This window comes from Vibrio mimicus CAIM 602 (genome assembly GCF_000338875.1).
Classification (GTDB): domain Bacteria; phylum Pseudomonadota; class Gammaproteobacteria; order Enterobacterales; family Vibrionaceae; genus Vibrio; species Vibrio mimicus.
The window spans coordinates 1-25,931 of the sequence record NZ_AOMO01000039.1 but is presented as its reverse complement, the minus strand read 5'-3'; the positions used below and the strand labels follow the sequence as shown (position 1 = coordinate 25,931).

The following is a 25,931-nucleotide window of genomic DNA, read 5'->3' as shown; positions in this document are numbered from 1 at the left end:
CACTATGAGTAACCCCCACGTCACCCATGATGCTCGAATCCATGTCACTTTGCCGCAGTTAGTGCGGCTGCAAAACCAAGTGACACAAGTGAAACTCTTGAGTGCTCGCTACTCAAGAGCGCACTTGTCGGGTCGTTATCAATCGCATCAGCGTGGTCGTGGCCTGAACTTTGAGGAGCTTCGCCATTACCAACTGGGGGATGATATTCGCCAAATGGACTGGAAAGTAACTCAGCGTACGGGGAAACCCCATGTGCGCAGCTACACCGAAGAGAAAGACCACCAAGTGATAGTCTGTGTCGATCAGAGAAGTTCGATGTATTTCGGCTCAGTCAGCTATATGAAATCCGTCGTTGCGGCAGAAATCGCCGCCTTGGTGAGCTGGCTTGCTCTTGCCAACAACGACCGAGTGGGCTTTTTGATCTCAAGCTGCCAAGCACTCCACTGGGCATCAGCCAAACGAGGAAACGCGAATTTCCTGATGGGGCTGAGCCAGTTGGTTTCCGCTAATCAAGTTCTCAGTGCAGTAAGTCAAGATAGCGAAACCGTGGGATTTCGCCTATGGATGGAAAAACTCAGCCAGCGCAGGTTAAAAGCGGCTACTTTGGTGATTATCAGCGATTTTTCCGACGCGGATGACCAGTCACTCAAGCAGCTCAAATACCTACAGCAACACAACGATGTGCTGTCGATTTTTATCTCCGATCCTTTGGAAATTAACCTGCCCGAGCAGCAGCTCAATTCTACTTGGGTCGTGGGCGACGGGAGATACCAACTCGCACTGCAAAAAGGCCGACAAACGGCTGAGGTCAACAAGCTGCTACACGCTCGTTACGTTGAGAAACAAACCCATCTCAAAAGCCTGATGGCTGCACAGAAAATGCCGTTTATTGAAATCAATACTCAAGGCGATCACTTGGTGCAGCTAGCTCAGACACTGAGGGGGATTCAATGAATCCAACGCCGCCAAGCAGTTACATGCTGCGTGAATTGAAGGAAGTTCCCCTCCCCGACACCGTGAGCTGGTGGCCACAAACCCTTGGCTGGCAACTGTTGTTACTGCTTGTCGTGCTTCTTGCGTTTTTTTTCATTTATCAGAAAGCTAAGCTTTGGTGGTATAACCGTTATCGCCGAGAAGCTCTGGATGCTTTGCTGCGCTTATCGCCCAACGATGCATTGTGGCCGCGTAAGATGCTCAAAATTGTGAAAGCCGTGATGGTGTACCTTGACCCGAAAAATGCCGCTATTTATGGCCAGCCACTCCTGAACCAAATGGATCACTATCATCAAGGCGGTTCGAACATAGCGAAAAACGCACACTTTACGCAGTGGGTCGTTTGGCTGGAAAACCCTCAATCGCCGACTCCGGATTTTGCCGTACTGAGCAAAGAGATCAAAGCGTGGCTGACACACCACCAATTGCCGGGGAAAGTAGAATGACGCAGCTTGAGTTTGCTTATCCTTGGGCTTTTGCTTTGCTTCCTTTGCCGTTATTGGTCTATTGGCTAGTTCCAGCTTATCGGAGCCGCGAAAATGCCATCAAGGTGCCTTTCTTCACTCAAATTCTTAAAGCGCTCAATGAGACGCCCAAAGTGGCAGCTGGCTTACTCAATGCGAGTCATTGGCAGCACATTGCCCTGATTGTGTCATGGCTGCTGATTGTTACTGCACTGGCCAAGCCCAGCGTATTAGGTGAAGTGCAAACCAGAGAGGCATTCGGACGTGATGTACTCATGGTGGTCGATCTTTCTGGCTCAATGGAAGAAAAGGATTTTTCCACTGCAGCAGGTGAGCAATTATCGCGTTTGACTGCCGCTAAAAAAGTGCTGCGCGATTTTGTCACTCAACGCCAAGGCGATCGATTTGGCCTGATTCTGTTTGGTGATGCTGCTTTCATCCAGACCCCTTTCACTGCGGATCAAGATGTATGGCTCAATTTATTGGATGAAGCAGAAACGGGCATGGCGGGACAAAGCACCAACTTGGGTGATGCCATCGGTTTAGGCATCAAGGTGTTTGAACAAAGCCCCTCGACTTCTCAAGATCAAATCATGCTCGTGTTGACCGACGGAAATGACACTGGCAGCTTCGTTTCCCCCGTTGATGCCGCCAAAATCGCGGCAGCAAAAGGCATTCGTATTTATGTGATTGCGATGGGCGATCCAGAAAACGTTGGTGAACAACCGTTGGATATGGATGTAGTGAACCGCGTTTCATCCCTTACCCAAGCCCGATCTTTTGTCGCTATTGATCAGCCGCAGTTAAACGAGGCATATCAGGTCATTGACCAGCTTGAACCGCAAAAATACAGCAGCGAATCTTATCGCCCAAAACTAAGCCTACATCACTACCTGATTGCGATGGTTCTGGTGTTACACCTTGTGCTCTTTAGCTGGATGACATTGCAGCAGCTCCGAAATAAAAAGGAGACGCAAAATGAATAGTTGGCAGATGGAGTTTCAATTGTTGTCGCAGTTTCATTTTCTGCGCCCCGCTTGGTTATTGGCACTGATCCCGCTGCTCATCATTCTCTATCTGCGTTGGAAAAGAGACGAAGGTGGGCAGCAGCTCTCTTTCTTCCCAGAGCATCTACGCCAAGCCTTAACTCTCAATCAGGGTGGTTGGAGTAAGCAACTACCACTCAAAATGCTGATTGTGGTGGTGGTGATGACTGTGATTATTTGTGCTGGCCCCGCTTGGCAGCGAGAAGCTTCGCCTTTTGGCGAAGACAGCGCTTCCCTGATGGTACTGCTGGACAGTAGCGAATCGATGCAGCAAAAAGACATCGCACCCGATCGGCTGACCCGCAGCAAACAGAAAATCCTCGATTTAACCGAGGCGCGCAAAGGTGGCAAAACGGGGCTGATGGTGTTTGCTGGTAGTGCGCATGTCGCCATGCCACTCACCAGTGACAATCGTGTTTTGCAACCCTATTTGGCTGCAATTAACCCCAATGTCATGCCTGTTGAGGGTAAAGCCGCGCAATCTGCGTTGAATCTGCTGCATGAACAGCTTCCGCCCTATGTGGGTAACACGCTTCTATTGGTGACTGACGGCGTTACCGACTCCACCATTGAGGCGTTCAAAAATTATTTTGCGGATAATCCCTATCAATTGCTGATTCTGGCGGCGGGTAATCCTGACATTCAAGCGCAAGTACCTATCGATTTGGCCTCGCTCCAACGTTTGGCTGACAGTACAGGTGGAACTTTAGTTTCGCTGAGTCTGGACGATAGCGATATACGGACTTTGGAGAGCAAAACCGAGCGATTTCGCATGCTGAACAATGAATCCAGTATGCCTTGGCAGGATGAAGGTTACTGGTTGATTTTGCCCTTAGCCCTGATTACTTTGCTTTGGTTCCGCCGTGGCTGGCTGGTGAAATGGGGGCTGATGTTTGCGCTGCTCATCCCCACTATGGCTCCGGAAACCGCTTACGCAGAAATCACCGCCTCTGTTGCCCAATCCGAACAGAAAACCGTTGAGGTTAGTCTTTGGGATAAAAGCTATCAATGGTGGCTGGATTTATGGCTAACGCCGGATCAACAAGGGCAATGGTGGTTCACGCGGGGAGAATACCTGAAAGCCGCTGCGGCTTATCAATCCCCCATCAACAAAGGCATCGCCTATTACTACGGCAGCGAGTTCAGACTGGCTCAGGCGGCGTTTATACAAAGCGACACCGACCTTGGGCGATATTACGCAGCCAGCGCACTGGCCAGACAGCGCGAGTATCTGGCGGCACATAAGTTATTAAGAACCCTTGCTGAAAAAGAAACGCTCGAATCGGATCTAAAAGCCGATATTGAACATAACCTCAAGGTGATTGAAGGCTTAATTGATGAAATCAACCAAGCCAGTGAATCACAGGCCAACAGCATAGGCGATCAAGAAACGTCCATCGAGTTACCGGAAGACCAACCACAAACCGCTGAAGGTGCTGACGAAAAAACCACGCAAGACAAAATGATCCGCGACACCCTTAGTGCCGATCAAATCTTGGGCGATCCGCAGTTAGCGCAAGTTTGGTTAAAGCGTGTCGAAGCCAACCCACAGCGGTTTTTACAAGCCAAATTTCAGCTACAAACTCTGAAACGAAATGAAGCCGAAGAAGGAGAACAGTAATGAAGCGATTTTTGCTCCGCATCTTGTGTCTTCTTGTTTTTTGGGCACCGCTCAGCATGGTTCAGGCGCAGGAGGCTTCATCTACTGTCGAAGTTAAATTGAAAACTTGGCTCGGCGATGACCCAGAAAAGACGCTGGATGTGTGGGCACCTACCCAACAAATTGTGCTGCACGTCGAAGTCTCCACCAACACTTGGTTCACCTCTGGCACCCAAATCAAAGGCATCGAGATTCCCGATGTATTAGTCAAGCAGCGCAATACGTTTGCGGTAAATTATACCGAACGAGAAAACGGTCAAACTTGGTCTAAACAGCGCTGGGAAATCACCCTCTATCCGCAAAAAAGTGGTGATTTCACGGTTCCTGCGGCGCAAGTCATCACTCAAGTGGCTGATAAGAACAACCAGAAAAAAGCGGTCACTCTTGAAACCACGCCCATGCCTTTTCACGTCACTCTGCCCAGCCCTGAACTGGATGCTTCAAAACATTGGTTCGCCGCATCCGATGTGAAAGTCACTCAAGAGTGGAGTGATGACGGAACCCAACCACTCAAGGCGGGTGACAGCATTACACGAACTATCACGATCGAAGCGAACGACTCGCTGTCGGTACTCTTGCCGTCATTAATGAATGCAGAAGCCTCTCCATCATGGAGTGCTTACCCTGATGCCCCTCAGTTAGTCGATAAGCAAAACCGCTCTGACTACATTTCTGAGCGCACCGAAAGCCAGACTTATGTACTGCTGAACGGGGGTGATATTGCGTGGCCGACCTATGAATTCTGGTGGTGGAATACTAAAACCGAAACTTTAGAAAAAGTCTCACTGGAAGGTAAAACCCTTCATGTGCAACACACCTTAGCGTCATGGCTGCGGTATTACGCATGGGAACTTGGCGCTATTTTGCTGAGCATAATCGCGACTCTAGCGATGGTGATTTGGCTAAAACGCTATTACCAAACACACCCTACTCCAGCTTGGTTTGAATTTTATCAGTCGCTACGCCGCAAAGAGTGGTCGCGCAGTCGCATGTTCTTGTACCGAAAGCTGAATACCCAAGAACAGTCTGTAGCATTGGTTAAACACTCTCCAGAACCACGCTGGCAACATCATGCAGTGAAGGTACAAGGGGAAGACGCTTCCCGACGTGATTTCGTTTATTTGTGGCGATACATCAAGAAGCAACGTTATCGCTTCACGCTACCCAAAGCATTACCGGAATTACATCCATCTGAATCTTCGGATTCTTAACTCCATTCTATTTTTACCGTTGGCTAAATAAGGAGACATCTTGTGAAACTCTTACCTCTACAGCGCTACGCGGTTGCCCTGCTCCTCGGCTTTGCATTTATCACTCAAGCCAGTGCAGCAGCCAAAGATCCGCTTCCTTCATGGAACGACAGCGCGGCAAAATCATCAATTATTGAGTTTGTGCAACAAGTGACGGATAAAAATTCTGAGCACTTTGTACCGCAGGAAAAGCGTATCGCGGCCTTTGATAACGATGGCACGTTGTGGTCTGAGCAACCTATGTATTTTCAAGTTCAGTTTGCTCTAGACCGCATCAAAACACTGGCACCCAAACACTCTGAATGGAAAACCGAAGAACCTTACGCAAGCATTTTGCAAGGTGATTTGAAAAACCTGCACACCGAAGATTTGGTTAAAGTGCTCTACGCCACTCATGCAGGCATGACCACAGACGAATTTGATGCGATTGTTAAAGAGTGGATTGCGACTGCCAAACACCCGACCACAGGTAAAAAATACACCGAGATGGTTTTCCAACCTATGCTAGAAGTGCTCGACTATCTGCGCGCCAACGGTTTTAAAACCTTTATCGTGTCCGGTGGCGGTACTGGTTTTATGCGTGCATGGGCAACCGAGGTTTACCAAATTCCACCAGAGCAAATTGTGGGCAGCACCTTTGAAACCGAGTTTGTGATGGTCGATGGCAAACCTGTGCTCAAACGTTTACCAAACCTACTCGTGAATGATGATAAAGAGGTGAAGGTGCAACAGATTTACGAACGTATTGGCCAACGTCCGATTGCCGCTTTTGGTAACTCTGATGGTGATTTAGCCATGCTGCAATGGACAGCTGCGGGCGAAGGTCTGCGCTTGCCAGTGTACATTCACCACACCGATGACAAACGTGAATGGCGTTATGACCGTGAGTCACATATCGGTAAATTGGATAAAGGCCTTGATGAAGCGAAAGCGAAAAATTGGCCTATGGTGGATATGAAAGCGGATTGGAAAACTATCTATCCGCACTAAGTTTCTATCGCTTTGAATGTTTATCGTTAAAGTCATCTAACCTTAAGCCCGGTCGATAACAACTGGGCTTTATTATTCGCTATTTTCTTTGTACGTTAGCTCATATATCACTTAACTTTCTCTACCGTTCGCCTCTTATTTGCCACTTATTGCGTATAATTTATGTTCATGTATCTAAAACCTTAGCTTTCCTTGGTTGTTATTGCTTTGGCAAAGCAGGATAATGCCGGGATCGGAATCAAACATTTATATAACTATGACCGAATATATTTTGTTGTTAATCGGCACTGTGCTGGTGAACAATTTTGTACTGGTGAAGTTCTTGGGCTTATGTCCTTTCATGGGCGTATCGAAAAAGCTAGAGACCGCAATTGGCATGGGGTTGGCGACAACCTTCGTCCTGACCTTGGCCTCCGTTTGCGCCTATCTGGTGGAAAGCTACGTATTACGCCCACTAGGTATTGAGTATCTGCGTACCATGAGTTTTATTTTGGTGATCGCTGTCGTAGTACAGTTCACCGAAATGGTCGTGCACAAAACCAGCCCAACACTCTATCGCCTGCTAGGGATTTTCCTGCCGCTGATCACCACCAACTGTGCGGTGTTAGGTGTTGCACTGCTCAACATCAACGAAAATCACAACTTCATTCAATCGATCATTTATGGCTTTGGCGCTGCAGTCGGCTTCTCTCTAGTGTTGATTTTGTTCGCTTCGATGCGTGAACGGATCCATGTCGCCGATGTCCCCGCTCCCTTCAAAGGCGCATCCATTGCTATGATCACCGCAGGTTTAATGTCTTTGGCCTTTATGGGCTTTACCGGGTTGGTGAAACTGTAATGAGTACCTTAGTCATCGCTGTTCTTGCTCTGGCGGCATTGGCCGCCGTGTTTGGAGCCATACTGGGTTTTGCTTCGATCCGCTTTAAGGTTGAGGCAGACCCCATCGTTGATCAAATTGACTCCATCTTGCCGCAAACCCAATGTGGCCAATGCGGCTACCCCGGATGTCGCCCTTACGCTGAAGCCATTGCCAATGGCGATGCGATTAACAAGTGCCCTCCTGGTGGTCAAGCGACCATTGAAAAACTCGCAGACCTAATGGGTGTTGAAGTGCAAGACTCCGCCCATGATCTGGACAACAAAGTCAAAATGGTCGCCTTTATCCATGAAGACATGTGTATCGGTTGTACCAAGTGTATTCAGGCTTGTCCGGTCGATGCGATTGTGGGCGGTAACAAAGCCGTACACACTGTGATCAAAAATGAGTGCACAGGCTGTGACCTGTGTGTCGCACCCTGCCCGACCGACTGTATTGAAATGATCCCGGTACAAACCACGCCAGAGAGCTGGAAGTGGCAACTCAATGCCATCCCTGTGGTCAATGTGACCGATTCTGTGCCTGCTGCGCAGAAGAGTGTGAATTAAGGATTGGTATGCTGTCATTAATCGAACAAATCAAATCAGGCAAGCTTTGGGACTTCCCCGGCGGCATTCATCCATTTGAAAATAAACATCAATCCAACCGTCAGCCGATTATCAATGCGAGCATTCCGAATGAGCTGGTACTGCCGCTCAAACAGCACATTGGTAAGGCAGGCGATTTGCTGGTTAAAGTGGGCGACCGTGTCCTAAAAGGCCAGCCGCTGACGCAATACACTTCGACCTTCATGCTGCCGATTCATGCGCCGACTTCAGGCGTCATTAGCGCCATTGAACCGCGTACGGTGGCTCACCCTTCCGGTTTGAGCGAGCTGTGTATTGTACTGACACCAGACCAACAAGAAGAATGGTTCGAATTGCAGCCACAGCCGGATTATCAACAGTTGTCACCCGAGACACTGTTGGAGCTGATCCGTCAGGCTGGTATTTCAGGCATGGGCGGTGCAGGTTTCCCAACCGCGAAGAAACTGCAATCTGGGCTATCACGCACCGAGATTTTGATCATTAACGCCGCCGAGTGTGAGCCTTATATCACCGCAGATGATGTGTTAATGCGTCAATATTCCCAAGAAATCATTCAGGGCATCGAGATTGTTGAGCACATTTTAAAGCCCAAACTGACGATCATCGGGATTGAAGATAACAAACCGGAAGCCGTTGCTGCGCTGCAACAAGCCGCGCAAGATAAGCCGATGGTGATCCGTGTTATCCCAACCAAATACCCGTCAGGCGGTGAGAAGCAACTCATCAAGATCCTGACTAACTTGGAAGTTCCGAAAGGTGGCATTCCTGCCGATATTGGTTTAATGGTGCAAAATGTCGGCTCTTTGCAGGCGATTGCGCGCGCCATTTTGCATGGCGAGCCACTGATCCGCCGCGTTGTAACGCTCACCGGTGATTGTTTCCGTAAGCCGCGTAACGTTTGGGCGCTGCTCGGCACTCCAGTACAAGCTCTGCTCAATGAGTTTGGTTACAAGGTTGATAAAAAGCTACCGCGCCTAATCATGGGCGGCCCGATGATGGGTTTCACCCTGCCACACGCGCAAGTACCGATCACCAAAACCGCTAACTGCATTCTCGCGCCAACACGCAATGAGTTAACCAACAGTGATCATGAAATGGCCTGTATTCGCTGCGGTCAGTGTGCGGATGCTTGCCCGGTTTCATTGTTGCCCCAGCAGTTACAATGGCATGCCAAGGCGCAAGAGTTTGATAAGTGTGAAGAGTTAAATCTTAAAGACTGTATTGAATGCGGTGCCTGTGCCTACGTCTGCCCAAGTGACATTCCTTTGGTGCAGTATTATCGCCAAGCCAAAGCAGAAATTCGCACCCGCAGTTTAGAAGCGGAAGCCGCTGAACGCGCTAAAGCACGCTTTGAAGAGAAAAAAGCGCGAATGGATCGCGACAAAGCGGAACGCGAAAATCGCTTCAAGCAAGCGGCGGAAGATCGCCGTAAAGAAATGCAGCAGCAAGGTGGCTCCGATGCCATTGCCGCTGCGATTGAACGCGTTAAAGCGCAAAAAGCGCAGCTTGAGCCAGCCGACAACAGCGTAAAACCTGCGATTGCGGCGGCGATTGCACGCGCCAAAGCCAAACAGGCAGAAGCTGCACAAAGTGGCGCAAGTGAGCCGGATAACAGTGAAATGGCGAAACTGCGTGAAGAGCGTAAACGCCAAGCTCGGGAACGCAAAGCGGAAAAAGGCGAACCGGCAGAAGCACAAGCACCAACCAGTGATGACGCGAACGATAAGAAATCTGCCGTGGCTGCTGCGATTGCTCGCGCTAAAGCACGCAAAGCCCAGCAGCAAGACGAAACAGAGCAAAGCGAGACTCAGCAAGCCGAAGTCGCACCAAGCAATGACGACGCCGATCCGAAAAAAGCTGCGGTAGCCGCTGCGATTGCTCGTGCCAAAGCGCGTAAAGCCCAGCAACAAGACGAAACAGAGCAAAGCGAGATTCAGCAAGCCGAAGTCTCACCAAGCAATGACGACGCCGATCCGAAAAAAGCTGCGGTAGCCGCCGCCATTGCTCGCGCTAAAGCACGTAAAGCCCAGCAACAAAACGAAACAGAGCAAAGCGAGACTCAGCAAGCCGAAGTCTCACCAAGCAATGACGACGCTGATCCGAAAAAAGCTGCGGTAGCCGCCGCGATTGCTCGCGCCAAAGCACGTAAAGCCCAGCAGCAAAACGAGACGGAGCAAAGCGATGCCGTACAAGTTGAAGGCGCGCCAAGCGATGACGGCTCCGATCCGAAAAAAGCTGCGGTAGCCGCTGCGATTGCTCGCGCTAAAGCACGCAAAAGCCCAGCAGCAAAACGAAACGGAGCAAAGCGAGACTCAGCAAGCCGAAGTCGCATTGAGCAATGACGACACTGATCCGAAAAAAGCTGCTGTAGCCGCCGCCATTGCTCGTGCTAAAGCTCGCAAAGCCGCACAACAATCATCTAATTTAAACGCTGAGGAGAATGACTAGTGGCCTTCTTTATTGCTAGCTCCCCACATTTACGAAGTAAACGTAATACTGCCGATGTCATGCGCTGGGTATTGGCCTGTGCTGTGCCGGGCCTGATTGCCCAAACCTACTTTTTTGGCTACGGCACACTGATTCAATTACTGCTGGCTATCTCAGTCGCCGTGGCGCTGGAAGCAGGAATAATGCTACTGCGTAAACGCTCCCCCGTATCCGCACTACGCGACTACAGTGCAGTTGTGACGGCACTGTTGTTAGCCGTGGCCATTCCGCCGCTTTCACCGTGGTGGATTGTGGTCATTGGTTTGATCTTTGCGATCGTAATAGCCAAACATCTTTACGGTGGACTTGGGCAAAACCCATTTAACCCCGCCATGATTGCTTACGTGGTACTGCTCATCTCCTTCCCGGTACAGATGACCAGCTGGATTGCACCAACCGAGCTGAATGCCGAACCCAGTTCGCTGGTCGATTCGGTATCACTGATTTTCGGTGGCTTTAACAGTGATGGGCTGTCGTTACAGCAAATCCGCACCGGTATTGATGGCGTAACCATGGCAACCCCACTGGATGCCATCAAAACCTCGCTCAAAGCGGGCCATACCATGAGTGAAACCTTAACTCAGCCTCAGTTTAGCGGTTTTGCGGGTATTGGTTGGGAGTGGGTCAACATTGCCTATCTGCTCGGCGGCCTGATGCTGCTTAAACTGCGTATCATACGTTGGCATATTCCGGTGGCAATGTTGGCAGGTTTAATCATCACGTCGCTACTCGTTCAGCTCTTTGCTCCGGGGACAACCGCTTCGCCAGTTATCCATCTTTTATCTGGCGCGACCATGCTCGGCGCATTTTTTATTGCGACCGATCCGGTCAGTGCCAGCACCACCGACAAGGGACGCTTGATTTACGGTTTCTTCATCGGTGCTATGGTGTTTATCATTCGTAGCTGGGGTGGTTACCCTGATGGTGTTGCGTTTGCAGTGCTGCTCGCCAACATGTGCGTACCACTGATTGATTACTACACCAAACCCAGAACTTACGGACACTAAGAGCGCGACTTATGCTGACAGCAATTCGAAAAAATGGTCTGATTCTCGCCGTCTTTGCCTGTGTTTCTACTGGCTTGGTCGCGCTGACGTACGCTTTAACGGCCAACCAAATTAAACAACAAGAACAGAAGCAACTTCTGCAAGTTCTGAACCAAGTGATCCCACATAAATACCACGATAACTCGCTAGCAGAAGCCTGCACCTTGGTGAACGATGCCGAACTTGGCACACCAAAAACCATGCATGCTTATCTGGCTAAACGAGGTGGTGAACCAAGCGCCATTGCGATTGAAACCATTGCACCCGATGGTTACAACGGTGAAATCAAACTGATCGTCGGTATCGCCAATAATGGTTCAGTGTTGGGTGTACGTGTGCTTGCTCACCAAGAAACACCAGGATTAGGCGATAAGGTTGATTTACGTATCAGTAATTGGGTATTAGGATTTAACGGTCAACAAGTCACCGCAGACAACCAAGATGACTGGAAAGTTCGCAAAGATGGTGGCCAGTTTGATCAGTTTACCGGCGCAACCATTACACCGCGCGCGGTCGTACAAGCCGTGAAAAAAGCGGTGATGTATGTGAACCAGCATAAACAACAGCTGCAAAGTCAGCCTAATCCGTGCGAGGGTCAATAACATGAGTGAAAACAGAACTCTGATGTTAAATGGCATGTGGAACAATAACCCGGCCTTAGTACAATTGCTGGGGTTGTGTCCACTGTTGGCAGTCTCTTCTACCGTCACCAATGCGCTCGGGTTAGGTATCGCAACCCTACTGGTATTGGTTGGATCCAATGTGACGGTATCTCTAGTGCGTGACTATGTGCCAAAAGAAGTGCGCATTCCCGTCTTCGTCATGATCATTGCATCGCTAGTAACTTGCGTACAACTGCTGATGAATGCGTATGCCTACGGGCTTTACCTCTCACTCGGCATTTTTATTCCGCTGATTGTGACGAACTGCATCATCATTGGTCGTGCCGAAGCTTTCGCTTCAAAAAATGATGTCCTGCCTGCCGCACTCGATGGATTTTGGATGGGACTCGGCATGACTTCCGTGCTAGTCGTACTCGGTTCACTGCGTGAAATCATCGGCAACGGCACTCTATTTGATGGCGCCGATCTGCTTCTTGGTGAATGGGCCAAAGTGTTGCGTATCGAAATCTTCCATTTTGACAGCAGCTTTTTGCTGGCACTCTTGCCTCCCGGTGCCTTCATCGGTGTTGGCTTCTTGATTGCCGCGAAAAGTGTGATTGATAAACACATTGCGGCACGTCAACCAAAACAACAAAAGCAAGCCATAGAGCGCGCACGAGTGACCAATGTCTAACCTTGTAAAGGAAGCCACCCCGTCTAATGAATAACGCGAAACGGATTGAAATTTTAGAGCGCCTGCGGGCTAACAACCCAAAGCCAGAGACCGAACTAAACTGGAGTTCACCTTTTGAGTTGTTGATTGCGGTATTGCTCTCCGCACAAGCGACCGATGTTAGCGTCAACAAAGCCACCGATAAACTGTATGCGGTGGCCAACACTCCACAAGCCATGCTCGATCTGGGTGTTGATGGAGTTAAAGAGTACATTAAGACGATTGGCCTGTTTAACTCCAAAGCAGAAAACGTCATCAAAACCTGCCGTATTTTGCTTGAAAAACATCAAGGTGAAGTACCGGAAGACCGCGAAGCGTTGGAAGCGCTACCTGGTGTTGGGCGCAAAACCGCCAACGTGGTACTAAACACCGCCTTTGGCTGGCCGACCATTGCAGTGGATACCCATATCTTCCGAGTTTCTAATCGCACTAAATTTGCGGTTGGTAAAAATGTCGATGAAGTTGAACACAAGCTACTCAAAGTGGTTCCAAGCGAGTTTAAGCTCGATGTACACCACTGGCTGATCCTGCACGGGCGTTATACTTGCATTGCACGCAAGCCGCGCTGTGGCAGTTGTATCATTGAAGATCTTTGTGAATTCAAAGAGAAAGTTTACCCAGAAAGCTAATTTCAAAAAAACCGTTATCCGGAAAGCAAGGAGCCTTTATGTCAAACCACCGTATTTTGCACACCATGCTACGTGTCGGCGATTTGGATAAATCGATCGAGTTTTACACCCAAGTCATGGGCATGACTCTACTGCGTAAAAATGAGAATACCGAATACAAGTACACCCTTGCCTTCTTAGGTTATGGTGATGAATCACAAGGTGCCGTGATTGAGCTGACCTACAACTGGGGTGTGGCTGAGTATGAAAAAGGCAATGCATTCGGCCATATCGCGATTGGTGTTGACGATATCTATGCCACTTGCGACATCATCAAAGCCTCTGGTGGCATCGTGACACGCGAGCCAGGCCCAGTGAAAGGTGGTACAACGCACATCGCTTTCGTCAAAGATCCTGATGGTTACATGATTGAACTCATCCAAAACAAGCAAGCGACAGCGGGTCTTGAAGGTTAATTCAACGTTTTTCATCCCTATACCGCCACAATTGGCGGTATTTTTTTGCCCAATCTGATCAATTCCCACACAATTCTTATTATTTACATGATAATTATTATCAATTAATCTTATCCAACAGGTTATCAAGGAGACTGTGTGATGAGTATTAAAGAGTGGGAAAGGCATACCCTATTAGCCGATGTCGCCATGCAGGAGGCAGACCACCTGCGCAGCATTCTTCACTATCAACAAGCGCTAACCGTCAGCCAACAATTGGATGAAAGTGAAGAGATAGAAATGGAAGATCGCATGATGATCTCGGTTATCTCTTGCCACAACATGGCCAAGTTCTGGCGCACTATCGGTGACAATCAATACGAGTTGAAGTATTTGCAACTGGCTTCAGAGCGGGTTCTAACGCTGATCCCTCAATGCCATCGCCCCAGCTGTGAAGCTTTTGTCGATTCTCTTGGCTGCTGCCGCAAAGCGCTGCTCGACTTTATGAAGCGTCACCCTAATCCAGACATCGCGCGCATGGTGCAACACATAGATACCGCTTCGAAATGCGAGATTATTGCCCAGTTCCGCCTCAATTAACGGCGGAACCGATCAACGTTCGTTCTAATTCAATCTCTGTTCAGGTGTGAAACCCTTTCACACCTGAGTACGACCCAGCGAAATCACGACACGGCGGTTTTTATCTTTGCCAATCGGTGAAGCGTTATCGGCAATCGGACGACGTTTGCCGTAACCTTGCACCTGAATTCGGTCTTCAGGCAAACCGATGGACTTAAAGTATTCACGCAGTACTTCCGCACGCTTTTCAGATAGATTTTGGCTGTTGTTGTTGGTATCAGTTGAATCGGTGTAGGTAGAAACCAGCACTAAATCAATATCGGAGTTATAGCGAACATACTCAGCAATTTGGGCTAACCGCTTTTGCGAGGCTTTGTTCAGCTCAACGCTATCACCTTGGTCGTAATGCAAAATAGTGAACGAGATGTCTTCGAAACTGTAAGGCAGTAACTTGGAAATACAGTCACTAAATTCATTGTAAGGTTGCTGGAATAGCACCGCAGAAAGCGCAACTTCGATACGTTGATCGCGGCTTTGCCAATCTTGATAGCTGAATGTAGGGTAGCGTCCTTTTTCGAGTTCACTGAGTAGCGACCACGCGGTTTGCCCACCAATATAGCCATCAAACTGTTTAAAAAATTGCAGGTTAGTGATGCGGTCTGCCGCTTCGCCGGGACGCCAAATAGGTGGCATAGAAACGAGGCTAACATTACGGGTATCCCCCATCGGACGGCGCATTTTCAATTCAAAATCGAGATTGATTTTTTTGCTGGCGCGAGAAGAAAACTCGGCATCCCCATAATTGGGGATCGGGTGCACAAGGCGGCATTCCAACGGCGTGTTGGTCGCCATTTGCCACGTAGACTGCTGTGGTGTTGCCACATAACGCACTTCCAACGCCAAAGAGACTGGCGATGATAAAGTGCCCAAGGCAAACATACTTGTGATAACCCATTTATTCATAAATACTTTTTCTCACTACTGGTACTGCATGCTCAGGCGATGGTTTGCCGCCTGCGAGACTTGGTGTATTAGATGCAAAAATCTAGCCAGCATGATATTGCCACGGGTAACCATCGCAAAGTTTAGCTCTCCTCCCCCCTTACGGCTGCTTCTCATTAAAGGGTTAACGTTTCTCCACGTATCAGGCAACTAATTGCCTTGATTTAAGATGGCTAGGTTTTTCTCCCGCAAAGAATCTGCAATAATGTCTGCCTTATCACACGAATTAGAACCCGCATGACTGATAAAAATGACGCGCTGACCCTGAAAAAACGCTTTCGTGGCTATTTTCCTGTAGTTATCGATGTAGAAACCGCAGGATTCAATGCGCAAACTGATGCTCTTCTTGAAATTTGTGCCGTCACTCTGAGTATGGATGAGAACGGGAATTTACACCCAGCCAGCACGATCCATTTTCATGTCGAGCCTTTTGAAGGCGCTAACCTTGAAAAAGCAGCACTGGAATTTACGGGTATTTATGACCCTTTCAGCCCGCTACGTGGTGCCGTCACTGAAGATCATGCTTTAAAAGAGATTTACAAACTGGTTCGCAAAGAACAAAAAGCCGCAGACTGCAGTCGCGCCATCATAGTGGCGCATAACGCGCATTTTGATCATAGTTTTGTGATGGCTGCGAGCGAACGTTGTAAATTAAAACGTGTTCCGTTCCATCCTTTTGCCACCTTTGACACTGCGACACTGAGCGGTCTTGCTTTCGGGCAAACCGTGCTTGCGAAAGCTTGTAAAACGGCAGGGATGGAATTCGACAATCGTGAGGCACATTCTGCCTTATACGATACCCAAAAAACCGCAGAGCTGTTCTGCACCATTGTCAACCAATGGAAGGCTTTAGGTGGCTGGCCATTGGTCAATGATAATGAGGACAATAACAATGACGCCGAACTGGATTGATGTTAGTTACGTACGTGGCAACTTCAACAAGTAAGGCAAATACCCAAACCACTTGGAACTTCAGGTTGGCAGGGTATACACACAACATCCCGAGATAAAATATGAATCCAGTAGTCATTTCCGTTTGTGTCATGCTGCTGCTAGCCCTGATGCGAGTGAACGTCGTGGTTGCTTTGACGTTCAGTGCTGTGGTCGGTGGTTTAGTCGCAGGCATGAGTTTAAATGATACCGTTGCCGCTTTTGAAAGCGGTTTAGGTGGCGGTGCCACTATCGCCCTGAGTTACGCGATGCTCGGCACGTTTGCCGTTGCTATTTCTAAATCGGGGATTACCGATTTGCTAGCGCAAAGTGTGATCCGCCGTATTCACGGCCAAGAGAGCCATGTGGCTTCAACAGGCCTAAAATACTTGGTGCTGATTTCATTGCTGTTAATGGCAATGGCATCGCAAAACGTTATTCCAGTGCATATCGCGTTCATTCCCATTTTGATTCCGCCTCTACTTGGTGTCTTTGCTAAGCTCAAACTTGACCGCCGCTTGGTTGCCTGTGTACTCACTTTTGGTTTGATCACCCCTTACATGGTACTTCCAGTCGGTTTCGGTGGTATTTTCCTCAATAACATTCTGCTGAAAAATCTGCATGATAATGGATTGGAAAACGTCACAGCGAGCCAAGTACCAACTGCGATGATTCTGCCTGCGATTGGCATGATCTTTGGTCTGCTATTAGCGGTGTTTTTCACCTATCGCAAACCACGCCAGTACCAAGAAACTGAACTAACGGTTGTGAATCCAGAAGCCAATCAGATCAATAAAAAGCATATTGCGATTGCCGGAGCTGGCATTGTGGCAGCGCTGGCTGTGCAATTGTTTACGGGTTCAATGATTATCGGTGCACTTGCAGGCTTTATGGTGTTCACTTTTGGTGGCGTGATTGCGTGGAAAGAAACGCACGACGTGTTCACCAAAGGCGTACACATGATGGCGATGATTGGCTTTATCATGATTTCTGCGGCCGGTTTTGCAGCTGTAATGAAAGCCACAGGTGGCGTTGAAACACTGGTGACTTCGCTCTCCACCAGCATTGGGGATAACAAAGCACTGGCTGCACTACTCATGTTAGTGGTTGGCCTGCTGGTCACTATGGGGATTGGCTCTTCTTTCTCGACCATTCCTATCATTGCCACCATTTATGTGCCGCTCTGTCTTTCATTTGGTTTTTCACCAATGGCGACTGTTGCTCTCGTCGGTACGGCTGCTGCGTTAGGTGATGCTGGCTCTCCAGCTTCCGATTCAACGTTAGGCCCAACCTCTGGCCTCAATGCAGATGGTCAACACGAGCATATTTGGGAAACCGTGGTGCCAACCTTTATCCACTACAACCTGCCGCTCATTGTCTTCGGTTGGATTGCCGCTATGGTGCTGTAACTACAGCGTAGTGAGAAATAACACCTACGAAAAAGGCTTCCCTCGGGAAGCCTTTTTGTAACTGGACAGCTATTCAATCATTACAGACCGATTAAGCGCCTTCGTTATGTAACTCTAGGTTAGCCAGATCTTGCTGAATTTCACGTTGATATTTTGCATCATCGCTACGCATCGATTCTAGGAAATCCAAGTATTGCTGATCGATATCGCCTGTCACGTACTCACCGTTGAACACTGATGCTTCAAACTTCACGATATCTGGGTTGCCACAGCGTACAGCGTCCACCAGATCTTCGATAGTTTGGAAAATCAGTGCATCAGCACCAATTTGCTTACAAATCGCGTCATTATCACGGCCGTGAGCAATCAGTTCATTCGCACTTGGCATATCAATGCCATAAACGTTCGGGAAACGAATCTCAGGCGCAGCAGAGACGATGTAGACCTTCTTCGCACCAGAATCACGAGCCATCTCGATGATCTGCTCAGACGTCGTGCCACGCACGATTGAGTCATCCACCAAAAGTACGTTCTTATCTTTAAACTCTGAGCGAATGGCATTGAGTTTACGACGTACGGATTTCTTACGTTGCTGCTGACCCGGCATGATAAAGGTACGGCCAACATAGCGGTTTTTCACGAAACCTTGGCGGTATGGTTTATCAATGGCTTGCGCGATTTGCAGTGCGATATCACACGAAGTTTCTGGAATTGGAATAACCACATCAATATCGAGATCGCTGTAGTCCGCTTTAATGCGCTCACCCAAGCGGTTGCCCATTTCTACACGTGCGCTGTACACCGAAATCTTGTCGATGAATGAGTCTGGACGCGCAAAGTAAACGAATTCGAAGATACATGGGTTCAGTGCTGGGTTATCCGCACATTGCTTGGTGTAGAGTTCACCATCAAAAGTGACATAAATCGCTTCACCTGGTGCAACATCACGCACAAAATCAAAGCCCACCGCATCCAATGCAACAGACTCTGAAGCAACCATATACTCATGCTGGCCATTGGTTTCGCGCTTACCTAAACACAGCGGGCGGATACCATGCGGGTCACGAAACGCAATCATACCGTGACCGATGATCATTGCCGCAACCGCGTAAGCACCGCGAATGGTACGGTGTACATTGCTGATGGCACGGAATACATCCTCTGCGGTCACATTGCCTTTTACCGTGTCGATCTCATGTGCCAACACATTGAGCAACACTTCAGAATCAGACGTGGTATTGACATGACGGCGATCTTTTTCGAACAACTTCTGGCGCACTTGGTTAGCATTAGTCAGGTTGCCATTGTGAGCGAGAGTGATACCGAAAGGAGAGTTTACATAGAAAGGTTGAGCTTCTGAGGCACTGGAGCTGCCTGCGGTTGGGTAACGCACATGGCCTATCCCGACATTACCTTGCAGGCGTTGCATGTGTTTCGCTTCAAAGACATCCCTGACTAATCCGTTTGCCTTACGCAGACGAAAACGATTGCTTTCTATGGTACAAATACCCGCGGCATCTTGGCCACGATGCTGCAATACAGTCAAAGCGTCATAAATTGACTGGTTTACAGGCGTTGTACCCACGATTCCAACAATACCACACATGTCCTAATCCTCGATTTCAACCGTCTCCGGCGCTAAATCGCGCCAGAGAGAAAACTTGATGTTGCTTTTAGGTGTTCAAAGAACGGAGCAATAATGCGACTGAATTCAGGCACTAACTGCGAACTCTTCCACCACTCTGTGTTTGGAAATGCGGTAAACGCATCCATGAAGAACAGACCTGCTGCGACAATCAATACACCACGTAATGCGCCAAACACCACGCCGAGAATTCTGTCGGTTCCTGATAATCCTGTTTTTTCGACCAGTTGGGCGATCACGTAGTTAACGATAGCACCCACCACTAAAGTCGCCACAAACAGAGCCGCTATGGCTGCTCCGTTGCGAAACATATCGTCTTTAATGTTGGTGAAGTACACCGCCAGTTTGGCGTAGTACTCAGAGGCGATATAAAACGCCCCAAACCAAATCACTAAAGACAATGCTTCTTTAGCAAAGCCGCGAACAAGACTGATCAGCGCAGACAAGCCGATCACACTTAAAATGACAATATCTAACCAGTTCATGAGTTCTTACATCTTAAGTTGGCGCGCATTTTAACAGAAAAAAACGCGACGCAAACGTTTTCTTATGGGTTTAGTGGTTTAAATTTGAGCAATTGACCTTTGGCACCGGTAATTTTTTCTAATTCCAGCAGTTGAGTTTCTAGCTTAGATTTTGAAACATCGGGACCAATAATCACTCGGGTAAAATCATTTTCTTGTTTGACATGCGCTTGATAACCACGCTTCTGCAGATCTGCGACCACACTGCGCGCGTTATCGGCATTTTTCAGCGCCATCAACTGAATAATCCAAGCGGAATCTTGGTATTCATTCGTCTCAGGGACTTCAGTCACTGTTGTGGGTACGCTCTGTTCCACTTTCGCAGGTTGCGGACTTTTCGGCTCAGAAGTATTAGCTTGAGAGACACTGGACGATTCGCTATTGGTTTGCGTTACGGAAACTGGCGCTTCAGGTAAAGCAATCGTATCTTGCTCAGGTTCTAGCACCTCAAACTTTTCCACCTCGCCTTCTGGCTGTGGTTTGATTGGGATGCTAGCTATCTCTTCTTTAAAATGTGTTTTTTTACCATCCAGCACATCAGGTAGCACAATCACACCAATCGCCACCAGCACTATAGTGCCAACTAAACGGCTTTGAAATTTACTGGCCATTTACTCTCCTCTCTTCTGCCAATGCTCAAGCACTTCACCTACGGTATGGAAAGAGCCTGCGACCACAATGACATCGTGAACTGAGGTTTGTGTCAACGCGGCTTCAAATGCCGCAACCGGATTTGCGTATTGAGTGTTGCCTGCGGATAAATACTGGCAAAGTTGCTCAGCCGTCGCGGCACGTGGTCCAGACAATGAAGCGGCATACCAGTGACTTACTACAGGCTTTAATTCTGCAACTGTCGAGGCTATATCCTTATCGTGCAGCATCCCCAGCACCAGATGAATAGTTTGATGCGGGTAGCGTTGCTTGAGTTGCCCCACTAAATAATGCGCAGAATGTGGATTGTGCGCCACATCCAGCACTATGGTTGGCTCACGGCTAATCACCTGCATACGTCCCGCCAATTGCGCATTACGTAGCCCTTCGACAATATCAATATCACTGATTTCCAGCCCTGAACAACCCAGTGCCATCAGTGCCGTGGCAGCATTAGGTAAAGGCAATGAAGGGATCGGCAAGTCGGTTAATTCAAAACGTCCACTGCGCCAATGCCAAGTCGTTTCTGAGGTTTTTTCATAATTGAATTGGATTTCGACCTGATGCAATTTGGCACCAATATCATCGGCATGCGCGGCAACTGTCGCTGGTGGCTTAGGTTGACCACAAATCGCAGGTTTACCTGAGCGGAAGATTCCCGCTTTTTCATAACCGATGACAGCAATGTCGTTACCGAGCCAATCGGTATGATCAAGAGCTAAGCTGGTAATCACACTGACATCATGATCAACAACGTTGGTTGCATCCAGACGACCACCAAGTCCCACTTCCAGTAGCAATACATCTACTTTCTGTTGTTGGAAAAGATAAAGTGCAGCTAACGTGCCAAATTCAAACAAACTTAAGCTCACCTCACCGCGTTGGTGCTCAATATGAGCAAAAGCTTGGGTGTGCATTTCATCGGGAAGATCTTGGCCGTTAATGCGAACACGTTCGTTATAGCGAATAAGATGCGGCGAACTGTACACGCCGACGGAATAGCCAGCTTGGAGCAAAATAGATTCCATCAATGCACAGGTAGAACCTTTACCATTGGTGCCCGCAACCGTAATTACGGTTGGTGCAGGTTTGGTCAGTTTGGCTTTTTGGGCGACGGCTTGAACGCGTTCTAAGCGAGATCGATTGCTGAAGTGTGTATGTGGGCTAAATAATCAAGCCACACCGCGAGTGGGGATGTGGCTTGAGGAACAGGCTTTTGAGTCATCTAACGTACAACCATAGAATCCGTTGGTTTAGTTAGCGCTTACTTTACCCTTTTTTATTGGCTTCTGGTACCGCATAAGGCGCTTCATTTGGCGCGTCGTTCACAGAAACCACTAGCGGAGAGGCTTGGCCAGTCATTTTAGCCAGCAAGCTTGAAACACGTTGGCGCATATCACGACGATCAACGATCATATCAATTGCACCATGCTCAAGCAGGAACTCACTGCGTTGGAAACCTTCTGGTAGATCTTCACGTACCGTTTGCTCAATAACACGGCGACCAGCAAAACCGATCAACGCTTTAGGCTCACCAATGTTGATGTCGCCCAGCATCGCCAAACTGGCTGATACACCACCCATGGTTGGGTCAGTCATAACCGAAATGAAAGGCAGACCTTTATCAGACAAACGCTCAAGAGCAGCACTGGTTTTCGCCATCTGCATCAGAGACATCAATGCCTCTTGCATACGAGCACCGCCACTGGCAGAGAAACAAACCAAACCACAGTTGTGTTCAATCGCTGCTTCAACAGCACGAACAAAGCGAGCACCTACGACTGAGCCCATTGAGCCACCCATGAAGGAGAACTCAAACGCACAAGCAACAACTGGCACATCCAGCACTGAACCTTTCATTACAACCAGCGCATCTTTCTCACCACTGGCTTTTTGCGCCGCAACGATACGCTCTTTGTAACGCTTAGAATCTTTAAATTTCAGTTTGTCTTGCGGCTCTAGCTCTTCACCAAGCTCAAAACGTTCGCCTTGATCAAGAAACGTTTCTAGACGGCGACGCGCTTTCATACGCATGTGGTGATCGCACTTAGGACAAACTTCTAGGTTACGCTCCAGTTCTGCGTAATAAAGCACTTGTTCACACGACGTACACTTAGTCCAAACGCCTTCTGGGATAGAGGCTTTGCGTGAACTACCAATGTTGCTTTTCTCTAAAATTTTTTCGAGCCAACTCATGGAAGACCTTTTACTTTCAATCTCCCGCCATCAGCAGGAGAGATAAATTCGACAAAAATGCGTGTGGATTAAAGCACAGAAAATGCCAACTGTAGACAAAAAACTGGTTGTACCTATTCTTGCTCTTCGGCTAAAGCACAATATTGTTTATTTTTGAGTCAATTACTACCCACTAGTTCAAATTATCCGGCAAGAAAAGTGGCCCAATTGGCATTTTTGGCAATGCAAAATGTACTGGGTAATCCACTTCAACCAGATAAAGTCCTTCGGCTTTTGCTGTCGCGGCAGCCAAAGTGCGATTCTTCTGCTCAAGTAACCACTGGATCCACTCAGGCTTTTGTTCACCACGACCAACTGCAATCAAACTACCTGTGATATTACGCACCATATGATGCACAAACGCATTGGCTTTGATATCAATCACGACATAACGACCGTGACGCGTCACATTCAGGTGCATGATGTTGCGCCAGGGACTACGAGACTGGCAATGCACAGCACGAAATGAGGTGAAATCATTTTCGCCCAGCAAGTATTGTCCAGCTTGCTGCATTTTCTCGACATCCAGCTCACCGTGATAATGGCTGACGCCAGAATTCAAAATACCAGGGCGATAGACGTGGTTATAAATGACATAGCGATAACGTCTGGCTGTAGCACTGAATCGTGCATGAAAATCGTCAGGAACCGCAGTTGCCCAACGTACTGCAACATCTTTTGGCAAATTGGCGTTTGCCCCCATGGTCCACGCCACCATCTGACGCTCAGCGGTAGTATCAAAGTGCACTACTTGCCCAGTCCCATGTACACCTGCATCGGTTCGGCCAGCACACTGAACTTCAACTGGATGGTTGGCAATTTTGCTTAGCGCTTTTTCTAATGCTTCTTGAACACTTTTTACTTCTCTCTGGCGCTGCCAACCATAGTAGTGAGTACCGTCATACTCAATACCTAACGCGATTCTCATGCTGTTTGTCTCAATAAAAATGGGGCGGGCAGTATAAACAGTTTGCCAATAAATTTCTAATTACATGAAAAGCAAGAGGCAGCTTAGCTGCCTCTTAGGGGATGCTTATACTCGACCATTGAGCACGTCGATGAGCCGTTTAGCTTGTTGGCGAATCTCATCATCTCCGTCAACAATTGCCTCTTCGAGCAGCTTTATTGCGCCTTTTTCATCGTTCATTTCGATGTAAATTTTAGCAAGATCCAGCTTACCCGCAGCTTCAGCGCCACTATCCACATCAATATCTCGAATATCGCCAATCACATCTGGGAACTCATCCAAACCCACATCCAGTTTGAGTTCTTCTTCATCCGGATTTAACACTTGTTCTTCCGATTCAACCTGAGCCATAAGCTCATCAATCGTCATGTAACCATCACGCTGCGGATCAAAGTCGAGCAAATCATCTTGCGACCCCCAGTTCTCCTGTTTCGCCTGTGGTTCTGGGGTTTCACTTGCCCAAATATCTTGTTCTTCTTCCGGGACATCATCAGACAATTGTGCCTGTTGATCAGGGGTTAGGTGGAAGCCATTCCAATCTTCGCCCCCCATTTGCAACATGGCATCAATGTCCATCCCTGCACTGTCGATGGTCTGTGCATCTAGAGGACGATCAAAGCTAAATGGTACTTCGCTTTCTGGTCGCTCACTCAACCAATCCTGTAGTGTTTCTTCGTCAAATGCTTGTTTCGAGACAGTTTGCGCGACATCGGCAGGCTCTGCTGTCTGCGTGGGTTGTGGCTCTTGTAACTCATTTGCATGTGCTTGTTCTGGCACTGATTCTTGAGCAGCATCAGCCAACGCATCTTCTTCGGTGTACTCTGGTAGCTCTAACTCATCCAGTGCGACGAAATCGTCTTCATCACTTTCAGGTTCGATACTCGGTTCAAGTGCAGACTCAGAAGCTGGCTCTTGAAATGCATCCGCCAGCGCATCTTCTTCGGTATACTCAGGTAGCTCTAACTCATCCAGTGCGACGAAATCGTCTTCATCACTTTCAGGTTCGATACTCGGTTCAAGTTCAGATTCAGAAGCTGGCTCTTGAACCGCATCCGCCAACGCCTCTTCTTCGGTGTACTCTGGAAGATCTAACTCATCCAGTGCGACGAAATCGGCTTCATCACTTTCAGGTTCTATGCTCTGTTCAAGTTCAGATTCAGAAGCTGGCTCTTGAACCGCATCCGCCAACGCCTCTTCTTCGGTGTACTCTGGCAGTTCGAGCTCATCTAGCGCAACGAAATCTTCTTCATCACTTTCAGGTTCGATACTCGGTTCAAGTTCAGACTCAGAAGCTGGCTCTTGCGCAGCATCGGCTAACGCATCTTCTTCCGTGTACTCGGGTAGCTCGAGCTCATCTAGCGCAACGAAATCTTCTTCATCACTTTCGGGTTCAATGCTCTGTTCAAGTTCAGATTCAGAAGCGTGGCTCTTGAACCGCATCCGCCAGCGCATCTTCTTCGGTGAACTCTGGAAGCTCTAACTCATCCAGCACAGCGAAATCGGCTTCATCACTTTCAGGTTCAATGCTCTGTTCAACTACAGGCTCAGAAGCAGGCTCTTGCGCAGCATCGGCTAACGCATCTTCTTCGGTGTACTCTGGAAGTTCTAACTCATCCAGTGCGACGAAATCGTCTTCATCACTTTCGGGTTCAATGCTCTGTTCAAGTACAGACTCCGAAGCAGGCTCTTGCGCAGCATCCGCCAACGCATCTTCTTCGGTGAACTCGGGTAGCTCTGATTCATCCAGTGCGACGAAGTCCTCTTCATCACTTTCAGGTTCAATGCTCTGTTCAAGTTCAGATTCAGAAGTTGGCTCTTGAACTGCATCCGCCAACGCATCTTCTTCGGTGTACTCTGGCAGTTCGAACTCATCTAGCGCAACGAAATCGTCTTCATCACTTTCAGGTTCAATGCTCTGTTCAACTACAGGCTCAGAAGCAGGCTCTTGCGCAGCATCCGCCAATGCATCTTCTTCCGTGTACTCTGGTAGCTCTAACTCATCCAGTGCGACGAAATCGGCTTCATCACTTTCAGGTTCAATACTCTGTTCAACTACAGGCTCAGAAGCAGGCTCTTGCGCAGCATCGGCTAACGCATCTTCTTCGGTGTACTCGTGGAAGTTCTAACTCATCCAGTGCGACGAAATCGTCTTCATCACTTCGGGTTCAATGCTCTGTTCAAGTACAGACT

Annotated in this window: 23 protein-coding genes and 2 pseudogenes; 17 read left to right on the top strand and 8 right to left on the bottom strand. The window is 48.4% G+C overall.

Features of this window, described 5'->3' with window-relative positions:
- Nucleotides 1–4 precede the first annotated feature (4 nt).
- The 15 genes from D908_RS06825 (at nucleotide 5) to D908_RS06895 (ending at nucleotide 14,399) form a co-directional block, all read left to right on the top strand.
- Nucleotides 5–955 carry a DUF58 domain-containing protein gene (locus D908_RS06825; protein ID WP_000070076.1) on the top strand — a complete coding sequence of 317 codons (951 nt, stop codon included), beginning with the start codon at nucleotides 5–7 and terminating at the stop codon, nucleotides 953–955.
- Nucleotides 952–1,440 (top strand): DUF4381 domain-containing protein, encoded by a 489-nt coding sequence (locus D908_RS06830; RefSeq protein ID WP_005525376.1) that lies wholly within the window; start codon nucleotides 952–954, stop codon nucleotides 1,438–1,440. The genes D908_RS06825 and D908_RS06830 overlap by 4 nt, the downstream gene beginning before the upstream one ends.
- Nucleotides 1,437–2,444, top strand: coding sequence for a VWA domain-containing protein (locus D908_RS06835; RefSeq protein WP_005525375.1), 1,008 nt, complete (start codon nucleotides 1,437–1,439; stop codon nucleotides 2,442–2,444). Before D908_RS06830 ends, D908_RS06835 begins: the two co-directional genes overlap by 4 nt.
- On the top strand, nucleotides 2,437–4,125 hold the full coding sequence (locus D908_RS06840) for a vWA domain-containing protein (protein ID WP_005525374.1): 1,689 nt from the start codon (nucleotides 2,437–2,439) through the stop codon (nucleotides 4,123–4,125). Before D908_RS06835 ends, D908_RS06840 begins: the two co-directional genes overlap by 8 nt.
- The gene (locus tag D908_RS06845) at nucleotides 4,125–5,375 is read left to right on the top strand and encodes a BatD family protein (RefSeq protein WP_005525372.1); all 1,251 of its coding nucleotides are present in this window, start codon (nucleotides 4,125–4,127) and stop codon (nucleotides 5,373–5,375) included. The genes D908_RS06840 and D908_RS06845 overlap by 1 nt, the downstream gene beginning before the upstream one ends.
- A 42-nt stretch (nucleotides 5,376–5,417) precedes the next feature.
- Nucleotides 5,418–6,404, top strand: coding sequence for an HAD family hydrolase (locus D908_RS06850; RefSeq protein ID WP_005525370.1), 987 nt, complete (start codon nucleotides 5,418–5,420; stop codon nucleotides 6,402–6,404).
- Nucleotides 6,405–6,660: 256 nt separating this feature from the next.
- Complete coding sequence (gene rsxA / locus D908_RS06855; RefSeq protein WP_000141446.1) at nucleotides 6,661–7,242, top strand: electron transport complex subunit RsxA; 582 nt, start codon at nucleotides 6,661–6,663, stop codon at nucleotides 7,240–7,242.
- Nucleotides 7,242–7,829, top strand: coding sequence for an electron transport complex subunit RsxB (rsxB, locus tag D908_RS06860; RefSeq protein WP_005525368.1), 588 nt, complete (start codon nucleotides 7,242–7,244; stop codon nucleotides 7,827–7,829). Before rsxA ends, rsxB begins: the two co-directional genes overlap by 1 nt.
- A gap of 8 nt (nucleotides 7,830–7,837) precedes the next feature.
- Nucleotides 7,838–10,210 (top strand): electron transport complex subunit RsxC, encoded by a 2,373-nt coding sequence (gene rsxC / locus D908_RS06865; protein WP_005525366.1) that lies wholly within the window; start codon nucleotides 7,838–7,840, stop codon nucleotides 10,208–10,210.
- 105 nt (nucleotides 10,211–10,315) lie between these two features.
- Nucleotides 10,316–11,362 carry an electron transport complex subunit RsxD gene (rsxD, locus tag D908_RS06870; RefSeq protein WP_005525363.1) on the top strand — a complete coding sequence of 349 codons (1,047 nt, stop codon included), beginning with the start codon at nucleotides 10,316–10,318 and terminating at the stop codon, nucleotides 11,360–11,362.
- 11 nt (nucleotides 11,363–11,373) lie between these two features.
- Entirely contained in the window at nucleotides 11,374–12,003 is a 630-nt protein-coding gene (gene rsxG / locus D908_RS06875; RefSeq protein ID WP_005525361.1) for an electron transport complex subunit RsxG, read from the top strand.
- 1 nt (nucleotide 12,004) lies between these two features.
- Nucleotides 12,005–12,697, top strand: coding sequence for an electron transport complex subunit E (locus tag D908_RS06880; RefSeq protein ID WP_005511140.1), 693 nt, complete (start codon nucleotides 12,005–12,007; stop codon nucleotides 12,695–12,697).
- A 26-nt stretch (nucleotides 12,698–12,723) separates the two neighbouring features.
- The gene (gene nth / locus D908_RS06885) at nucleotides 12,724–13,365 is read left to right on the top strand and encodes an endonuclease III (protein ID WP_001057748.1); all 642 of its coding nucleotides are present in this window, start codon (nucleotides 12,724–12,726) and stop codon (nucleotides 13,363–13,365) included.
- 38 nt (nucleotides 13,366–13,403) lie between these two features.
- Nucleotides 13,404–13,820, top strand: coding sequence for a lactoylglutathione lyase (gloA, locus tag D908_RS06890; protein WP_000064972.1), 417 nt, complete (start codon nucleotides 13,404–13,406; stop codon nucleotides 13,818–13,820).
- 141 nt (nucleotides 13,821–13,961) lie between these two features.
- Nucleotides 13,962–14,399 carry a DUF2753 domain-containing protein gene (locus D908_RS06895; protein ID WP_000023096.1) on the top strand — a complete coding sequence of 146 codons (438 nt, stop codon included), beginning with the start codon at nucleotides 13,962–13,964 and terminating at the stop codon, nucleotides 14,397–14,399.
- A gap of 57 nt (nucleotides 14,400–14,456) precedes the next feature.
- Here D908_RS06895 and motY read toward each other — a convergent pair whose 3' ends face one another.
- Nucleotides 14,457–15,341, bottom strand: coding sequence for a flagellar protein MotY (gene motY / locus D908_RS06900; RefSeq protein WP_001045955.1), 885 nt, complete (start codon nucleotides 15,339–15,341; stop codon nucleotides 14,457–14,459).
- 276 nt (nucleotides 15,342–15,617) lie between these two features.
- On the opposite strand from motY, the gene rnt reads away from it, so the two are divergent.
- Both rnt and D908_RS06910 read left to right on the top strand, forming a co-directional pair.
- Nucleotides 15,618–16,292 carry a ribonuclease T gene (rnt, locus tag D908_RS06905; RefSeq protein WP_000130233.1) on the top strand — a complete coding sequence of 225 codons (675 nt, stop codon included), beginning with the start codon at nucleotides 15,618–15,620 and terminating at the stop codon, nucleotides 16,290–16,292.
- Between the two features lie 101 nt (nucleotides 16,293–16,393).
- Nucleotides 16,394–17,719, top strand: a complete 1,326-nt coding sequence (locus D908_RS06910) for a Na+/H+ antiporter family protein (RefSeq protein ID WP_005511139.1) — start codon at nucleotides 16,394–16,396, stop codon at nucleotides 17,717–17,719.
- A 91-nt stretch (nucleotides 17,720–17,810) separates the two neighbouring features.
- On the opposite strand, the gene purF is transcribed toward D908_RS06910, so the two are convergent.
- From purF to D908_RS0119600, 7 genes and pseudogenes are all read right to left on the bottom strand, one after another.
- Nucleotides 17,811–19,325, bottom strand: coding sequence for an amidophosphoribosyltransferase (gene purF / locus D908_RS06915; RefSeq protein WP_000334236.1), 1,515 nt, complete (start codon nucleotides 19,323–19,325; stop codon nucleotides 17,811–17,813).
- Between the two features lie 32 nt (nucleotides 19,326–19,357).
- Nucleotides 19,358–19,849 (bottom strand): CvpA family protein, encoded by a 492-nt coding sequence (locus D908_RS06920; protein ID WP_001104252.1) that lies wholly within the window; start codon nucleotides 19,847–19,849, stop codon nucleotides 19,358–19,360.
- Between the two features lie 62 nt (nucleotides 19,850–19,911).
- Entirely contained in the window at nucleotides 19,912–20,499 is a 588-nt protein-coding gene (locus D908_RS06925) for an SPOR domain-containing protein (RefSeq protein WP_005525357.1), read from the bottom strand.
- A pseudogene (gene folC, locus D908_RS06930) lies at nucleotides 20,500–21,764 on the bottom strand (bifunctional tetrahydrofolate synthase/dihydrofolate synthase).
- Between the two features lie 44 nt (nucleotides 21,765–21,808).
- Nucleotides 21,809–22,735, bottom strand: a complete 927-nt coding sequence (accD, locus tag D908_RS06935) for an acetyl-CoA carboxylase, carboxyltransferase subunit beta (RefSeq protein ID WP_000118587.1) — start codon at nucleotides 22,733–22,735, stop codon at nucleotides 21,809–21,811.
- Between the two features lie 172 nt (nucleotides 22,736–22,907).
- On the bottom strand, nucleotides 22,908–23,702 hold the full coding sequence (gene truA, locus D908_RS06940; protein WP_005525355.1) for a tRNA pseudouridine(38-40) synthase TruA: 795 nt from the start codon (nucleotides 23,700–23,702) through the stop codon (nucleotides 22,908–22,910).
- A 105-nt stretch (nucleotides 23,703–23,807) separates the two neighbouring features.
- Nucleotides 23,808–25,782, bottom strand: a pseudogene (locus D908_RS0119600) (FimV/HubP family polar landmark protein).
- Between the last annotated feature and the right edge of the window lie 149 nt (nucleotides 25,783–25,931).

What these genes read in the sequence shown, in the direction of transcription:
- D908_RS06825 (WP_000070076.1), top strand. Translation starts at nt 5, where the DNA reads ATGAGTAACCCCCACGTCACCCATGATGCTCGAATCCATGTCACTTTG.
- D908_RS06830 (WP_005525376.1), top strand. Translation starts at nt 952, where the DNA reads ATGAATCCAACGCCGCCAAGCAGTTACATGCTGCGTGAATTGAAGGAA.
- D908_RS06835 (WP_005525375.1), top strand. Translation starts at nt 1,437, where the DNA reads ATGACGCAGCTTGAGTTTGCTTATCCTTGGGCTTTTGCTTTGCTTCCT.
- D908_RS06840 (WP_005525374.1), top strand. Translation starts at nt 2,437, where the DNA reads ATGAATAGTTGGCAGATGGAGTTTCAATTGTTGTCGCAGTTTCATTTT.
- D908_RS06845 (WP_005525372.1), top strand. Translation starts at nt 4,125, where the DNA reads ATGAAGCGATTTTTGCTCCGCATCTTGTGTCTTCTTGTTTTTTGGGCA.
- rsxA (WP_000141446.1), top strand. Translation starts at nt 6,661, where the DNA reads ATGACCGAATATATTTTGTTGTTAATCGGCACTGTGCTGGTGAACAAT.
- rsxB (WP_005525368.1), top strand. Translation starts at nt 7,242, where the DNA reads ATGAGTACCTTAGTCATCGCTGTTCTTGCTCTGGCGGCATTGGCCGCC.
- rsxC (WP_005525366.1), top strand. Translation starts at nt 7,838, where the DNA reads ATGCTGTCATTAATCGAACAAATCAAATCAGGCAAGCTTTGGGACTTC.
- rsxG (WP_005525361.1), top strand. Translation starts at nt 11,374, where the DNA reads ATGCTGACAGCAATTCGAAAAAATGGTCTGATTCTCGCCGTCTTTGCC.
- D908_RS06880 (WP_005511140.1), top strand. Translation starts at nt 12,005, where the DNA reads ATGAGTGAAAACAGAACTCTGATGTTAAATGGCATGTGGAACAATAAC.
- nth (WP_001057748.1), top strand. Translation starts at nt 12,724, where the DNA reads ATGAATAACGCGAAACGGATTGAAATTTTAGAGCGCCTGCGGGCTAAC.
- gloA (WP_000064972.1), top strand. Translation starts at nt 13,404, where the DNA reads ATGTCAAACCACCGTATTTTGCACACCATGCTACGTGTCGGCGATTTG.
- D908_RS06895 (WP_000023096.1), top strand. Translation starts at nt 13,962, where the DNA reads ATGAGTATTAAAGAGTGGGAAAGGCATACCCTATTAGCCGATGTCGCC.
- motY (WP_001045955.1), bottom strand. Translation starts at nt 15,341, where the DNA reads ATGAATAAATGGGTTATCACAAGTATGTTTGCCTTGGGCACTTTATCA.
- rnt (WP_000130233.1), top strand. Translation starts at nt 15,618, where the DNA reads ATGACTGATAAAAATGACGCGCTGACCCTGAAAAAACGCTTTCGTGGC.
- D908_RS06910 (WP_005511139.1), top strand. Translation starts at nt 16,394, where the DNA reads ATGAATCCAGTAGTCATTTCCGTTTGTGTCATGCTGCTGCTAGCCCTG.
- purF (WP_000334236.1), bottom strand. Translation starts at nt 19,325, where the DNA reads ATGTGTGGTATTGTTGGAATCGTGGGTACAACGCCTGTAAACCAGTCA.
- D908_RS06920 (WP_001104252.1), bottom strand. Translation starts at nt 19,849, where the DNA reads ATGAACTGGTTAGATATTGTCATTTTAAGTGTGATCGGCTTGTCTGCG.
- D908_RS06925 (WP_005525357.1), bottom strand. Translation starts at nt 20,499, where the DNA reads ATGGCCAGTAAATTTCAAAGCCGTTTAGTTGGCACTATAGTGCTGGTG.
- accD (WP_000118587.1), bottom strand. Translation starts at nt 22,735, where the DNA reads ATGAGTTGGCTCGAAAAAATTTTAGAGAAAAGCAACATTGGTAGTTCA.
- truA (WP_005525355.1), bottom strand. Translation starts at nt 23,702, where the DNA reads ATGAGAATCGCGTTAGGTATTGAGTATGACGGTACTCACTACTATGGT.